Below are 13828 nucleotides of genomic sequence, written 5' to 3'. Positions count from 1 at the left end.
TGGTTAACGCCCCTATGCGATTCGCTGTTGAAGTTTAAACAGAAATAGGGACTAACATAATGAAGTCACATCAAAATCACTTATCCCCGGCGCTGGCCCACACCGAAACTCTGGATGAGTCCTCGGTCGCAAGCTATATGAACGCCAATTTTATTACCGTCCCTGGAAATATGACGGTGAATAAAGCCAAGGAATATTTTCTTTCTCAACTAAAAACAGATGAAATTCCCGCGCAGCTGTTTGTCACCGCCGATGATTATCATCTGCGTGGTACGCTGTCGGTTAAAAAATTATTGCAATGCGAAGACGATGATAAAGCCGTTGGGGTGATGATCAATCACAGCTATTTCCAGGTTTCTCCCGATGACGATCGCAATGACGTGGCCCATTTGTTGAGCAAGGGCGGGCTGGACGTGGTACCGGTGGTGGTGAATAAAACACTGGTGGGCGTGCTGGGGGAAAGAGAAATCGCCCGGTTGATTGAAGACGAAAATACCGAGGATGCTCAGCGTCAGGGTGCGAGCCTGCCGCTGGACAAACCTTATCTGGAGACCAGCCCCTGGGCCTTATGGCGAAAGCGCTCTGTGTGGTTGCTGATGTTGTTTGTCGCCGAAGCTTATACCGGCAATGTGCTCAAAGCATTCGAAGAGCAGCTGGAAGCGGCGATCGCACTGGCGTTCTTCATTCCGTTGCTGATCGGTACCGGGGGTAACAGCGGCACCCAAATCACCTCGACGCTGGTTCGTGCCATGGCGCTGGGTGAGGTCAGCCTGCGTAACCTGGGGGCAGTGATCCGCAAAGAGGTCTCGACCTCGTTGCTGATAGCCGTGACCATCGGCGTCGCCGCCTGGGTACGCGCCTGGATCATGGGCGTGGGCATGGACGTCACCCTGGTGGTCAGTCTGTCGCTGGTGGCGATTACCGTCTGGAGTGCCATTGTCTCATCGATTATCCCGATGTTGCTTAAGCGGTTGGGTATTGATCCGGCAGTGGTGTCGGCCCCCTTTATCGCCACCTTTATTGACGGTACCGGTTTGATTATTTACTTCAAAATTGCCCAGTACGTACTGGGAATATAAAAGGCTCTCCGCTCCGTGTCGCTGCCGGAATGGGAATTAACGCTCACTGTACAGGAGGTAGGTAAATATCCATGAACACGAAATTAATCCGTTTTTTAATTAAAGAGGTTTCTATCGATAACCGTTAACTGAGGAAAAAATAATGGGAAATATGACACTTTTTGTAGGATTCCTGAGCATTGTCAGCTCGCTGGGCCTGTTAGCCGCCTATATGAGCACTAAATGGGATGATTAATGAACGCTAAAGATCCGCCTGGATGCATCCTCCCCGAAGTGGTTTATTTGCGACGGGGAGGATGCGATTAAACTCTGACCGCTTAATGCGGCTTTGGGGAGTATGGGATAATGATTATTTCTATTCTTGGTCTGCTCTATGCCATTTTGATGATTGCCGTTGGTGTGAATGAGATTTATTTTTATTCAACCGGAAAATCAGAATTTCTTTCTAGTTTAATGCTGACATTCTCGGGTAGTATGCTGCTGGTTGCTTTAGCCTGGCAATACTCAACTAAAATAAAGAAATGAATGCCCCTTTGAATGTGAGCCGTAATATGCAAAATGAAAAACAATCCGTTGCCAGAAATTCCATGATAGCCAGCGGGCTATTGGCGAGCGGGAAATTTATTGCCGGTATTTTTACCGGCAGTATTGGTCTTATTTCTGAAGGGATCCACTCTTTCACCGATTTTATCGCCACCAGCATTACCTGGCTGGCGGTGCGCATCAGCGATAAACCGGCCGATGATGACCACCATTTTGGGCACGGTAAGGTCGAAAACCTGGCGGCGTTGTTTGAAGTGCTGCTGTTGTTGGCAGCCGCAGGCTGGATTTTTTATGAAGCCGGAAAAAGCCTGCTGGGGGAAGCGCATGAAATTGTCGCGGCACCGGTGGTGATCGCGGTGCTGCTGATCTCGATTGTGGTCGACTTTTTCCGGGTCAGGGCGCTGAACCGCGTGGCCAAGGCTACCGACAGTGCGGCGCTGGAGGCTGATGCACTGCACTTCTTTTCCGATATGCTCGCTTCCGCCGTGGTGTTGCTGGGGATGGTGTTCGTCATGCTGGGGTTCACCCGTGCAGACGCCATCGCGGCATTGATTGTGGCCTGCTTTATCATCGTGGCAGCGCTGAAATTGGGTAAACGTTCATTCGATTCGCTGATGGATACCGCGCCCGCCGGGGCCAAGGAAGAAATCAGCGCCTTGCTCGACAGCTTCCCCGCGATACTGGCCACCGAGAATATTCGCATCCGCAACGCCGGCGCCATTCTGTTTATTGAAGTCACCGTCGCCGTCTGTCGTACCTTGCCGCTGGAGCGTATCAACACGCTGAAAAAGGCCATTGCCGAACGCCTGGAACAGCAGTATGCCAATGCCGAGGCCACGGTGATTGCCAACCCGCAAACCCGTAGCGATGAAGACATGGCGACCCGCATCCGGGTGATCGCCGCCAACCACGGGGCGGTAGTGCAAAACTTGGCGCTGCAGCAACTGCCTGAACGTATGTCGATCAGCATGGATCTGGCGGTACCGGCCAGTGCCAGCGTGGCGCAGGCCCACGATATCGCCAGCGAGATAGAAACGCTGCTGCGAGAAGCGATTGGCGAGGAAACGGAGATCGAAACTCACTTGGAACCCCAGACACATCACTGGATCGCCAGCGAAGATGTGGCATTGGACGAGCTGGCGAACATTCGCCAGTTGTTGCAGACGGCAGTGGAGAACGGCGAGATGGTGCAGGATGTGCATAACGTTCGTGCCCGCAAAACGGCGGACGGCGTTATCGTTAACTTTCATTGTCGGGTTTCCCCGGCGGCTTCTATTGTGTCGGCGCATGCTGCGGTGGACAGCATTGAACGTCAGTTGCGCGCCCTTTATCCCAGCATATCGCGGGCGGTAGGGCACGTGGAACCGATCAAGCCCGGCGTCTAAGTCCACAGGGTGGCCCGTCGTGCGGACACCCGATCCCAACTCCTTTCATGCAATACGGATAAAACCGGATGGATTCGTTCGCTTGTTTCCTTAGTTTATTTACTTTACTGTAAAGTAAATAAACTAAGGCGAGTCACGAGGTTCTCAATGAAAAGCGACCCAAAGCCAGCGGGCCATCTGTGTATATCGATGTGCCATATCCCCTTCATTCAGAGAGGAGGGTAAGCGATGCTGGCGCATTTCTTTGTATTTCGACCGGTATTCGCCGCCGTGTTGGCTATTTGCATTATGGCGGCGGGTGTTTTGGCATTGCTGACGCTGCCGGTGGAGCAGTATCCGGATATTGCTCCGCCCGGCGTTACCGTTACCGCCAACTATCCTGGGGCCGCGGCCAAAACGGTAGAGGACAGCGTAACTCAGGTGATCGAACAGCAAATCAAAGGGATCGATGGCCTGCTGTACTTCTCCTCGACCAGCAGTTCTGCCGGGCAGGCGCGCATCAGCCTGAGCTTCGATCAACAGACCGATCCGGATATCGCTCAGGTTCAGGTACAAAATGCGGTCAATCAGGCTAACTCGCGGCTGCCGCAGGAAGTGCAACAGCAGGGCATTACCGTCACCAAGTCTCAGGGAGACAGCCTGATGGTGGTGGCGCTGTACGATACCAGTGGGCGTATGGACAATGTTGATATCAATGACTTTCTGGTCAGCTCACTGCAGGATCCGCTGAGCAGGGTCGACGGCGTTGGCGAGACGACGGTATTCGGCGCGCAATATGCGATGCGCATTTGGCTGGATCCTTTACGTTTGACCAGTTACGGCCTGATGCCGTCCGACGTTCAAGCGGCGGTTGAGGCGCAAAATGCCCAGGTGACCAGCGGCGAGCTGGGGTCGCTGCCGACAGAACCCGGTCAGGCCATGAATGCGACTGTTACCGCGCAGTCGAGGCTGCAAACGCCCGAGCAGTTCAGCAACATCATTTTACGCACCAACACCGACGGTTCCGCTGTGTATTTACGGGATGTCGCTCGGGTGGAAATTGGTGCAGAGAATTATCAGAACCAAACCCGGCTGAATGGTTACCCGGCGGCCGGGATTTCAATTCAGTTGGCCTCGGGCGCAAACGCGCTGGCGGTGGCGGAAAGTGTGCGGGCTGAGGTTGAACGCATGAGCCCCCAGTTTCCCGATGGGTTAAAAGTGGCTTATCCACGCGACAGCACGCCTTTTGTCACAGTGTCCATTGAGGGCGTAGTACAGACGCTGATCGAGGCCATTATCCTGGTGGTGGTGGTGATGTATCTGTTCTTGCAGAACTGGCGAGCCACGCTGATCCCGGCGATCACCGTACCGGTGGTGCTGTTGGGGACCTTTGGCATTTTGGCGCTGCTGGGGTACAGCATTAATACCCTGACGTTATTTGCCATGGTGTTAGCTATAGGTCTGTTGGTGGATGACGCAATAGTGGTGGTAGAAAACGTGGAAAGGGTCATGGAGGAGGAAGGATTGCCCCCTAAGGAGGCAACGCTGCGCTCGATGGGTGAGATCAACAGCGCGCTGATTGGCATCGCTCTGGTGCTGTCCGCGGTGTTTATCCCGATGGCGTTTTTGGGCGGATCGACCGGCATTATTTATCGTCAGTTTTCCATCACTATCGTTTCATCCATGGTGCTGTCCGTAGTGGTGGCATTGACGCTGACGCCGGCATTATGCGCCGGTTTGCTTCGCCCAAGAGGTCACGGCAAACGGGGATGGTTTTTCACCCGCTTTAACCGCACGGTTGATCGCAGTCAGCAGGGCTACAGCCGTTGGCTGACGCATATTCTGGCGCGCAAAGGGTTTTATAGCCTGGTTGCACTGCTGATTACCGGCTTGATGGCATGGCAATATATCCGCATGCCAACGGGTTTTTTACCGGTAGAGGATCAGGGGTCAGTCATGGTGCAGTTCTCCATGCCGCCCGGCACCCCAATGGCGAAAACCCAGGAAACCGCCGACGCCATTGCCGACTACTTTATGACCGAAGAAAAAGAAAACCTGAGCGTGATCTTTATGGTGGTCGGACGCAACAATGCCGGCAGCGGGCAGAATGTCGGTATGGCATTTGCGGAGTTAAAAAATTGGGATTTGCGCGACGGCAGTGAAAATACGGCGCAGGCGATCATTGCTCGCGCCAATCAGCACTTTAAAGGCAGTCGTGATGTGCAAGTCAACGTACTGTCACCGCCAGCCGTACGTGGCCTGGGGCAATCCAGCGGCTTTGAGCTATGGCTGCAGGATCAAAGCAATGCCGGTCACGATGCATTGCAGTTGGCGCAGCAGCAGGTGATTGCCGCGGCGAGCGATGACCCATTATTGACGGCGGTGCGGGTTAACGGTCTGGAAGACAAAGCGCAGCTTCAGGTGGATATCGATCAGCAGAAGGCCAGTGCGCAAGGGCTACAGCAGTCGGACATTAACGACACGCTGTCTGCTGCCTGGGGCGGGGCTTACATTAATGATTTTATCGACCGCGGCCGGGTGAAGCGCGTTTACATGCAGGGGGATTCCTCCTCGCGCTCGGCACCTGATGACATCAACCAGTGGTTCGTTCGCGGCAGCAGCGGCAGCATGGCTTCATTTGCGAGCTTCGCTACCACACGCTGGCTTTCCGGGCCGCAAATGCTGCAACGCTTTAACGGACTTTCGGCGACGCAGCTGCAAGGGGCGGCGGTGCTGGGCGAAAGTTCGGGCACGGCGATGACCCAGATGCAAAACATTATCCAGGACGTCGCCGGGTTTGGCCTTGAGTGGAGCGGGTTGTCCTACCAGGAACAGGTGGCCGCGGGGCAAACGCTGTGGGTTTATCTGGCCTCCGTGCTGTTTATTTTTCTGTGCCTGGCGGCATTGTATGAAAGCTGGTCAATCCCCCTCGCGGTGATGCTGATTATTCCTTTGGGCATTGTGGGTGCGGTGGTCGCTACGCGGCTGGCCGGTTACGAAAACGACATTTATTTCCAGGTCGGTATGCTGACCACGATCGGCCTCTCCGCCAAAAATGCCATCCTGATTATTGAATTTGCCGAGTCGCAGATGAAATCTGGGCAAGCACTGTTGGCGGCGACTTTGGAGGGGGCGCGTCTGCGTTTGCGGCCCATTGTGATGACGTCGCTGGCCTTCGTCGCCGGGGTGATCCCGCTGGCACTTTCGGTGGGGGCCGGAGCCGCCAGCCGACGTGAGATAGGGATTGCGGTGATCGGCGGCATGATTTCTGGCACACTGTTGGCCTTGTTATTTGTACCGCTGTTTTTTGTGCTGGTGAAACAAGGGCTGGCACGATTAAAAAGCAAAAAATAATCCTTTCGACATGATCTTTGCGTGGCAGGAGTGAGTTCACCATGAATAACCGGCAACCGGGGCGTCCGATGAAGGCCAAACCGCGTATTTTGGCCACTGCCAGCGAGCTGTTTCTGACTCAGGGATTGGACATTTCGCTGGATATGATTGCCACCGAGGCCGGAACCACCAGGCAAACGCTGTATAACCATTTCCCGGGGAAAGATGCGCTGGTGCTCGAGACCTTCAGCTACATGAAGGAGATGATGCAGCCACCGCTGAATGCCATTATGGCCGGAGATACGCAGGATCTTCCGCTGGTGCTGGGGCGTTTCGCTGCGGTGGTGCAGGATCATTTTTACCAAAAGAAAAACATTCATTTCCAGCGGCTGTTGATCCAACTGTTGCAGCAACGGCCGGAATTGTACGCCACGCTGCAACAGCGCGAGTCCGGGCGAGTGCTGCAGGGATTGGTTGTCTTATTGCAGCGTGCGCAGCAACGAGGGCAACTGACGCTGAGCAATGTCGATTTGCAGGCGCAGGCTTTTTTGGGTGCGGTGATGGGGTATGGGTTTCCTGCTGCGCTGTTGTCTGACGAACTGCCGGGCAAAGCCGAGTTGCAAAAGTTGGCCGACGTCGCGGTGGCTCTTTTTCTGCGTGGTTGGGGCTATCGGAATGAAGTGCCAACAGAGAATGACAGCGCCCGGTGAGGCCTCTGATTCAGGCAGACTAAAAGGTCGCCCGCAGGCGACCTGTGAAGGTTAGTCCAAATTTAACCGGGCGGTCAGCGTCGCAATCTCATCGCGCCATTGCTGGTGCAACTGCACCTTTTGATGCCTGGGTTTACGCGCCAGATCCTCCTGCAATTTGCTTTCCAGTTCAAACAGCGCGGCCAACAGCCGTTCCTCGTTTTCATGGTCATGCTGCATCCTATTGCCGATGGGATGCAGGTTCGCGGCCGCCATCGGCACGGCGTCAGGCTCTGCTGCCAGCCGGGTGTAGACCGGTTCCAGATCCTGCCACTCTTCCAGCTGTTGGTGGTCAATCAGCCAGAAACGGTTGCAGCTATTTTCAATCAACATCCGGTCGTGCGTCACCAGCATCACCGCGCCCTCAAACTGACGCAGGGTCTCTGCCAGCTCTTCCTTGCCTTCCATATCCAGGTGGTTGGTCGGCTCGTCGAGCAACAACAGCGAGTGGTTGGCCAGCGTCAGGCCGACAAACAGCAGGCGCGAGCGCTCGCCGCCACTCAGGGTGCTGATACGCTGGTGATGGCGCAGATAAGGGAATCCGGCACCTATCAACGCCATTTTTCGCTGTTCCTCCGTCAACGGCGCGAACCGCGACAGGGCATCGCTCAGCCTGTCGTTGTCGTGCAGTTGCTGCAGGCTCTGATCGTAATAACCGATGCGCACTCTGGGATGGAAAACCGTTTCGCGCTGTCTCGGGTCCTGGTATTCCCGCCACAGATGATGCAGCAGCGAAGATTTACCGCAGCCGTTGCGGCCAACAATGGCGATACGGTCACCGCTTTTGACCCGCAACGACGCCAGCCTGAACAACACCGGTGCATCCGGCGCCGGGCGCACGCCCAGTGGCGGCAGTGCCAGCAGGCGATCGGCCTCCAGCGCTTCGCCCTTTAGCCTGAGCCGCCACTGGCTGCCTGCGCTCAAGGTGGTTTGCTGTTCTTTCAACCGATCAACGCGCTTTTCCATTTGCTTGGCTTTGCGGGCCAGATCCTCGTTATCGTAAACCTGGCCCCACACGGCCAGCCGCTGGGCGCTTTTCGCCACCCGGTCGATCTCCTTCTGCTCCGCCTGGCGACGATGCGCATCCGCCTCATCCTGTTCCTCCAGTGCCTTGCGTGCGGCGGTGCAGGGCAAGCGGAAGAACTGCAGGGTTTTGTCACGCAGGATCCAGGTGCAGTTGGTGACCTGATCCAACAGTTGACGATCGTGGGAAACCAGCACGAAGCTGCCGGACCAGTTTTGCAAAAACCGCTCCAGCCACAGCAGCGTGGGTAAATCCAGGTGGTTGCTGGGCTCATCCAGCAGCAGCAGGTCGGGCTGGCGAATTAACGCACGCGCCAGCAGCAGGCGCGTATGCTGCCCGCCACTCAGTGTGCCCGCGGTCAGCGTCCATGACGGTGGCGCAAACCCCAGACTGCCGAGCAGGACTTCAGCTTGCCAGCTTTCACTGACGCGTTGGTTGTCCGGCAGGCGCGCCAGTACCGCATCCAGCAGGCTGCAATCATGCAGGTCTTCAGGCAGGTGCTGTTCCACCCGTGCCATCAGGCACTGTTGAGCGGGGGTCACGCTGCCGGAGCCGGCGGGCAGATCGCCGCTGAGGATCTTCAGCAGGGTGCTTTTGCCGCAGCCGTTGTGGCCGATTAAACCGATGCGGTCGCCTTTTTTCAGGCTGAAGGAAACCTCAACCAACAGAGGGCCGAAATTGTTGTCGTAACCGACAGATAATGCGGAAAGTAGTGTGCTCATTGCTTACTCAGAGTTACAGGCAGACAACTGCCTATCGTCAAACATCGCTGACGACAACCCGGTAAGCCGGAGGGAAGGGACTCAAATTTTAGTAAGCTTCGCTCAAGCCTGGGTTATCGCAGCACGATACCGGTAATGCTTGAGCAGCGGCAATTACTATAGAAGTGTGAGTAAAAAAACAATTCACACATCGGCATAGTAATCCTCCTTTTATAACGTTGGTTAATGAATGAGCTGAGTATAGGGGGCTTTGTCCGGTTGCGCTACTGCGTATTAGTCGGATTATCAGGCATTACAAGCCAGTGCACAGAGAGTGACGTTGTCACAATGAGAATCGTGCTGAATGGGAGTAATACTGATATTTAAGCGGAGATTAAGCAGTTATCATAATCTCAGTTTATGATTAGCCAAGCGGGTCGGTAAATACCGGCCCGCTTGTTTCGTCTGTCTATCATGCAAACGCTGAGCACCGAATTTATGTTAAAGCCCCGCCAGATTATTCTTTTCCTGTTCCTGCTGTTTGGCTTGCAGTGGGTGCCGCTGACCAGCGTCGCCGCACAGGATGATGCCCCGGTCGCCGAAAGCCAGCCGGATCCGGCCACCGCGCTGAAAAACTACCAGAAACAGTTGGACAGTATTAAACAACAGGTTTCTAAAGCCAGTAACGATAACCAGCTCAGTAAACTGAAGCTGACCACCGACAATCTGGCGGCAGGGCTGGATAAGCTGGCCACCGATTTGCAACCGGCGCAAGAAAAGCTGCAGGCACAACTGGACGTGCTGGGCCCACAACCTGCCGCCGGCTCGCTGGCGGAAACAGCGGCGGTGGTGCAGCAGCGCAATGCTTTGAATAACAGTAAAAAGCAACTCGACGACGCGGTAAAACGGGCTCAGGACATGAGAACCGGCGTGCTGGATCTGGGGCAGCAAATCAGTGATTTACGGCGTGTGGCGTTCAAAACTCAACTGGCATTGAACACCGGAAGCGTGCTGGGCGCCAAGTTTTGGTCACCGGTGGTGAAGCCGGCGGATAACGACGTTCAGCGCTTGGATCAGTTTAATACCGCGATGAAACAGGCATGGGACGCCAGTTGGCAGGATGAGTTCCGTTACGGCACCCTGGGGCTGCTGGTGTTGGCGGTAGTTATCTGGTCCTGGGGGCGCTATTTTTCCGAGCGTTTCCTGGCCTGGGCGAGCATTCGTTTCTTGCCGGACGGGCGTTTACGCCGCAGTTTTATGGCGATGATGACCGTCAGCGTTACGGTGATCACTACCAGCATTGCGCTGAATCTGTTGTATATCACTTTTACTCGTGTGGAACCGCTGCCGGTGATGCTGGAAGACTTTGCCGAGGGCTTTAACCGGCTGGGGATCTTCTGCGCGCTGATCGCCGGACTGGGCCGTGCGACGCTATCCCTCAACCGGCCGTCATGGCGTTTGGCCTCGCTGGATAATGCCGTGGCTTCCGGCCTGCGTTATTTCTCGCCGCTGTTGGCGGGACTGGCGCTGGCGTTCGGCACCGTGGAGCTGATCAACAACGTGGTCAGCGCCAGCCTCAGCACCACCATTTTCGGCAATGGATTGGTTGCCGGTTTAATTGGCATGGTGCTGTTGGCGATGCCATTACGCTCCCAGCGTATCCGTCGCCGGCTGGAACAGCAGGGCGAGCACGTAGAAAAACGCTCCACCATCAGCGGCCTGTTGCACATGAGCACCCTGGTGTGTTCGACGGTGATCCTGTTCTCGCTGCTGATAGGGTATATTGCCTTTGCTCGCTTTCTGACCTATCAGGTGATTTGGATCTCGCTGGTGCTGATGGCGTTCTATTTCTTGCTGTTGTTCGTCACTGACCTGTGCGGGGCGCTTTTCTCGCCGCAGACTGCCAGCGGCAAAATGCTGAAGAAGTCGCTTAATTTTAAGGAGCGCCACCTGGAGCAGATGGCGATCATCTTCACCGCCATCGCCAAGTGTTCGCTGCTGTTATTGATGATTGTCTCGCTGTTCAACGGCTCGTTCGGCACCACAACGCCTAATTCGCTGTTGGACAAGATCATCGCCATCCTGAGCGGTGAAGGGCTACAGCGGCTGAACATTGTGCCCGGCAACCTGATCAATGCGGTCATTTGCCTGGCCATTGGCATCTATATTCTGCGGGTGACCCAGCGCTGGTTAAGCCAGGAACTGTTGCCAAAAACTGTTGCGGACATCGGGATCCGGGCCTCGCTGGTGACGTTGTTCAGCAATGTGGGCTATGTGCTGCTGATCTTGATCACCCTGGCGGCGCTGGGCATCCAGTGGAGCAACCTGGCGTGGATCGTCAGTGCGCTGTCGGTCGGTATCGGTTTTGGTCTGCAGGAAATCGTGAAGAACTTTATTTCCGGTCTGATCCTGCTGACCGAACGGCCGGTAAAAGTCGGCGATATGATTGGCATCGGCGGCGTGGAGGGGGATGTGCGTCGCATCAATGTGCGCGCCACCGAAATTCAGTTGAGCGACCGTTCGACGATGATTGTGCCGAACTCCCAGCTCATCTCGCAGAACGTGCGTAACGCCACCATGGGGAACGCACAGGGCGTCGTGACCATTGCGCTGACCTTCCCGACGGATATCGATCCGGAGCAGGTTCGCAATATCTTGCTGAGCGCTTACCAGGACTATGAAGCCATTCTGGATGCCCCGGCGCCCTATGTTCGCTTCAGCCAGCTCGGCCCGGAGGGCATTATCCTCAGCGTGACCGGCTATGTGGCCAGCCCGCGTATGGTCGGCTCGACCAAAAGCGAACTGCTGTTCAATATCCTCAAGTTGCTGCGGGCGCACCGCGTCAGCATGTCTAGCCCGCAGGAAGTGGTGTTTATGAAACAGCAGGCGAAAAACCTGATCAATGACGAGGAACAGTCGTCGTAATTCGGTGCCGCAACGCACGGGCGACGAAAGACGGAAAAGCGGCGGGCCTGCGGGTAGAAGTCTGACCGCAGCCCGCATTGTGCGTCAGTGCATGGCCGGCACCACGGACTGGGAACAGTCGCTGTTGGCGCTGGCGGAGGTGTTATTGCAGGTTTGTGGATCATTATGTACCGGCGGTGGCGGCACATCCTGTGGGCCGCCACCGCCCATACAGCCGGAAAGCATCAGCATCAAAAACAGGGGGATAATCGTTTTCATCTCACTTACCTCCGATCTGAACACTCCTTTAAGTATATGTCCTGAAACAGGAGGAGGCCGCTCAATGATGCGTTATAGATAGAGTCTATATCGCACCGGGTGAAACCAATTTCACAACCGAGCTGAGCGGCTCTATGCTGTTGTTGCATAGGCAATCTTTTTCAGGAGACACCATGGAAACACATCAGCTTGCGGCATCGGTGCTGGCAGCGTTTGGCGGCACGGAAAACCTGGTCAAACTGCGTTACTGCGCCAGTCGCATCAGGGCGGAACTGCGCGATGGCGGGAGACTCGATCGGTCGGGTATCGAGGGTCTGCCCGGCGTCAAAGCCCTGCTGGAGGTCGAAACCCCACGGCTGACCACCGAATATCAACTGGTAGTGGGGCCAGGCAATGCCCGGCCGCTGTATCAGGCGTTGATCGCGTTGAGCGGTGAAAAATAACCCGTCCCCCCGATCTCGGCGTTTTTATGATTCACGTTGTAGCAACTGGATATCGACAAATACCCCGTGCGGATCATAGTCCTGGCGCAGTTGATTGAGACGCTGCCAGTTATCGGGGGCATAACAGCGCCGGAGCTGACCGGATCTCGCCTCGAGGTCGAATTCGTTGATATAGCAGCCGCAAGCAAAGGGTTCCAGTTGATCATAAAGTTTGTGCAGCCAGCGGCGATGCTGTTCATCGCTGCCGGCGTCGTTCCATTGCAGATAGGTCGAGACGAAGAATCGCCCCGTGACGGAATAGGCTGCGTCAGGAAAGTGTTGTTCACCGCGCCACACGATCAGCGTGATACCGTTAGGGGAAGGCTGTTGCGGTAATAATGTATCGAGCACCTGCTTAACCTGATGAATGGCGTTGGTGATGATGTTATCGCTGCGAAAACGGCGCGCAATCAGCATGCCTTCTCCCTGCTGATAAATCTCCTCAAAACTTCCGTGCGGATTTTCAAGCAGCGGCGTGATGGCGCTGCCGGGAAGCTGTTGAATAAATTCGCGTTGAAGCCTGGCACTTTCCTCTGGAGTGTCAGTGAAGGCAAGGGTATTCAAGGTGATGTTATGCGGCTGATTGGCCTGTGGCGGCGTGAGCGCCATCATGATTTGCAACCGGGGATCCCAGGTTCGCCCTTCGATGATCTCCAGCAGCGGACCCAGTTCGGCGTAAGGAAGTTGGTAAACGTGATTGGCGATGGCCCCAGGCAGAGGATGACACTTGAGGTAAAAACGCACCACGATAAAAAATGCGGCGGGGCCTGCGCCGCGAGCGGCCCAAAACAGATCCGGATTTTCATCGCGGCTGGCGTGGCGGAGTTGCCCATCGGCGGTAATCAGGTCCAGAGCGTCGATGTTGAACACGCTCATGCCCCCCCAGGCGGTAGCGTTGATCCCCATGCCACCGCCCAGCAGAAATCCACTCAGTGCCACGTTACCGCCATGTCCGGTCGGGAAGGCCAGTCCGTGCTTCATCAAGGCCGCGCTCAGTTCACGCGCGGTGACCCCCGGCCCGATCCGCACGCTACTGGCCGCCGGATTGACCTCAAGTTCGTTCAACGCGGAGATATCCAAAAGAATGCTGTTGTTGCGCAGGAAGCAGCCACCGTAGCTGTGTCCCCCAGCCCGAACGCTGATCGCGTGCTGGTGCCGACTGGCGAAACTCACCGTTTCCACGACATCTTCGACAGACTCGGCACGAACAATCATTTCCGGCGTGCGGCCAAAGTCACGTTGGTTCCAGGCGGATTGTCGCAGCCACCCGGCATATTCTGCATGGTAGCGGGACCGAACCCGTCCCGACAGTTGGTGAACAAAACGACGATGGTCATCTGCGCCACATGTGTTTGCTGTCATATACAGCT

Annotated in this window: 11 protein-coding genes; 8 read left to right on the top strand and 3 right to left on the bottom strand. The window is 55.7% G+C overall.

From position 1 onward, the window contains the following. The first annotated feature begins 59 nt into the window (after nt 1–59). The 6 genes from ACGS9J_RS00490 (at nt 60) to ACGS9J_RS00465 (ending at nt 7029) form a co-directional block, all read left to right on the top strand. The gene (locus ACGS9J_RS00490) at nt 60–1079 is read left to right on the top strand and encodes a magnesium transporter (RefSeq protein WP_442229160.1); all 1020 of its coding nucleotides are present in this window, start codon (nt 60–62) and stop codon (nt 1077–1079) included. Nucleotides 1080–1221: 142 nt separating this feature from the next. After that, nucleotides 1222–1314 (top strand): protein MgtS, encoded by a 93-nt coding sequence (mgtS, locus tag ACGS9J_RS00485; RefSeq protein ID WP_442229159.1) that lies wholly within the window; start codon nt 1222–1224, stop codon nt 1312–1314. 110 nt (nt 1315–1424) lie between these two features. After that, on the top strand, nt 1425–1604 hold the full coding sequence (locus ACGS9J_RS00480; RefSeq protein ID WP_442229158.1) for a hypothetical protein: 180 nt from the start codon (nt 1425–1427) through the stop codon (nt 1602–1604). A 26-nt stretch (nt 1605–1630) separates the two neighbouring features. After that, nucleotides 1631–3007, top strand: coding sequence for a cation diffusion facilitator family transporter (locus tag ACGS9J_RS00475; protein ID WP_442229157.1), 1377 nt, complete (start codon nt 1631–1633; stop codon nt 3005–3007). A gap of 228 nt (nt 3008–3235) precedes the next feature. Next, nucleotides 3236–6340, top strand: coding sequence for a multidrug efflux RND transporter permease subunit (locus ACGS9J_RS00470; protein ID WP_442229156.1), 3105 nt, complete (start codon nt 3236–3238; stop codon nt 6338–6340). 41 nt (nt 6341–6381) lie between these two features. Further along, complete coding sequence (locus ACGS9J_RS00465) at nt 6382–7029, top strand: TetR/AcrR family transcriptional regulator (protein WP_442229155.1); 648 nt, start codon at nt 6382–6384, stop codon at nt 7027–7029. Between the two features lie 51 nt (nt 7030–7080). Here ACGS9J_RS00465 and ACGS9J_RS00460 read toward each other — a convergent pair whose 3' ends face one another. Beyond that, entirely contained in the window at nt 7081–8814 is a 1734-nt protein-coding gene (locus ACGS9J_RS00460; protein WP_442229154.1) for an ABC-F family ATP-binding cassette domain-containing protein, read from the bottom strand. A gap of 477 nt (nt 8815–9291) precedes the next feature. On the opposite strand from ACGS9J_RS00460, the gene ACGS9J_RS00455 reads away from it, so the two are divergent. Further along, a complete protein-coding gene (locus ACGS9J_RS00455) occupies nt 9292–11718 on the top strand; it encodes a DUF3772 domain-containing protein (protein WP_442229153.1) in 2427 nt (808 codons plus the stop codon). An 84-nt stretch (nt 11719–11802) separates the two neighbouring features. Here ACGS9J_RS00455 and ACGS9J_RS00450 read toward each other — a convergent pair whose 3' ends face one another. Continuing rightward, nucleotides 11803–11976 (bottom strand): hypothetical protein, encoded by a 174-nt coding sequence (locus tag ACGS9J_RS00450; RefSeq protein WP_442229152.1) that lies wholly within the window; start codon nt 11974–11976, stop codon nt 11803–11805. 173 nt (nt 11977–12149) lie between these two features. Here ACGS9J_RS00450 and ACGS9J_RS00445 point away from each other — a divergent pair, with 173 nt between their 5' ends. Then, nucleotides 12150–12419, top strand: coding sequence for a PTS transporter subunit EIIB (locus ACGS9J_RS00445; RefSeq protein ID WP_442229151.1), 270 nt, complete (start codon nt 12150–12152; stop codon nt 12417–12419). Between the two features lie 24 nt (nt 12420–12443). On the opposite strand, the gene ACGS9J_RS00440 is transcribed toward ACGS9J_RS00445, so the two are convergent. Beyond that, nucleotides 12444–13820: an FAD-binding oxidoreductase gene (locus tag ACGS9J_RS00440; RefSeq protein ID WP_442229150.1), complete on the bottom strand. Its 1377-nt coding sequence runs from the start codon at nt 13818–13820 to the stop codon at nt 12444–12446. Between the last annotated feature and the right edge of the window lie 8 nt (nt 13821–13828).

The sequence above is a fragment of the Serratia quinivorans genome, assembly GCF_052113645.1.
GTDB classification, from domain to species: Bacteria; Pseudomonadota; Gammaproteobacteria; order Enterobacterales; family Enterobacteriaceae; genus Serratia; species Serratia quinivorans_B.
Note: the sequence above shows the minus strand (reverse complement) of the source record. Positions and strands in the feature narration are given on the sequence as shown.

Coding starts and splice junctions, on each gene's coding strand:
- ACGS9J_RS00490 (WP_442229160.1), top strand. CDS start 60: ATGAAGTCACATCAAAATCACTTATCCCCGGCGCTGGCCCACACCGAA.
- mgtS (WP_442229159.1), top strand. CDS start 1,222: ATGGGAAATATGACACTTTTTGTAGGATTCCTGAGCATTGTCAGCTCG.
- ACGS9J_RS00480 (WP_442229158.1), top strand. CDS start 1,425: ATGATTATTTCTATTCTTGGTCTGCTCTATGCCATTTTGATGATTGCC.
- ACGS9J_RS00475 (WP_442229157.1), top strand. CDS start 1,631: ATGCAAAATGAAAAACAATCCGTTGCCAGAAATTCCATGATAGCCAGC.
- ACGS9J_RS00470 (WP_442229156.1), top strand. CDS start 3,236: ATGCTGGCGCATTTCTTTGTATTTCGACCGGTATTCGCCGCCGTGTTG.
- ACGS9J_RS00465 (WP_442229155.1), top strand. CDS start 6,382: ATGAATAACCGGCAACCGGGGCGTCCGATGAAGGCCAAACCGCGTATT.
- ACGS9J_RS00460 (WP_442229154.1), bottom strand. CDS start 8,814: ATGAGCACACTACTTTCCGCATTATCTGTCGGTTACGACAACAATTTC.
- ACGS9J_RS00455 (WP_442229153.1), top strand. CDS start 9,292: ATGTTAAAGCCCCGCCAGATTATTCTTTTCCTGTTCCTGCTGTTTGGC.
- ACGS9J_RS00450 (WP_442229152.1), bottom strand. CDS start 11,976: ATGAAAACGATTATCCCCCTGTTTTTGATGCTGATGCTTTCCGGCTGT.
- ACGS9J_RS00445 (WP_442229151.1), top strand. CDS start 12,150: ATGGAAACACATCAGCTTGCGGCATCGGTGCTGGCAGCGTTTGGCGGC.
- ACGS9J_RS00440 (WP_442229150.1), bottom strand. CDS start 13,820: ATGACAGCAAACACATGTGGCGCAGATGACCATCGTCGTTTTGTTCAC.